2 protein-coding genes are annotated in these 566 nt (G+C 53.0%); both read left to right on the top strand.

The window, feature by feature from the left end; genetic code table 11:
* The coding region (locus ACTHUR_RS16760; protein WP_440399810.1) for an endonuclease/exonuclease/phosphatase family protein at positions 1–233 on the top strand (233 nt) is incomplete at its 5' end.
* Positions 220–564 carry a hypothetical protein gene (locus ACTHUR_RS16755; protein ID WP_219089061.1) on the top strand — a complete coding sequence of 115 codons (345 nt, stop codon included), beginning with the start codon at positions 220–222 and terminating at the stop codon, positions 562–564. The genes ACTHUR_RS16760 and ACTHUR_RS16755, both read left to right, overlap by 14 nt.
* Positions 565–566 lie beyond the last annotated feature (2 nt).

The raw sequence follows: 566 nt of genomic DNA, 5'->3' as shown, positions 1-566 counted from the left end.
TCCACAAGCTCGGTTGGACGGATATGTGGCGCACACTTTATCCGGATGTGCCGGGCTATACATGGTGGAGCAACCGCGGACAAGCGTATGCGAAAGATGTCGGGTGGCGCATCGATTATCAGATGGTTACGCCGGAGTTGGCCGCCAAAGCTGTTTCCGCACATGTTTATAAAGACGAAAAATTCTCGGATCACGCCCCTTTAGTTGTGGAGTATGACTATGTTGCCGAATAAGGTTTTTGGTAAATATGATTGGAATATAAACGGCAAAACCGGCGTAGGCGCGGCGTGGGTCGTGGCGGCATTTATATTGCCTATGCTGGTGTGGGCGGTGTTTATGCTGGCGCGGATGTCCGGCTGGGTTGCGCCGACCAAGGCTAATCCGACATGGGCGTTGGTATGGCTGCTGTTTTCCCTGCCTTGCCTGCTGATTGCGGCCAAATGCTTTGCTTGGAAGGGTTGGCGGCTGATTGCCAACATCGTACTTTGTCTGGCGACTTGTGCTATCCTCAGCGTGCCTGCCGCGTTGCTGATTGCATTTACACTCAACGACTTGCTCAAATAGGC

This window comes from Neisseria sp. P0021.S007, assembly GCF_051956855.1.
The sequence above is the reverse complement of the archived record's forward strand: the minus strand, read 5'-3'. Positions and strand labels throughout refer to the sequence as shown.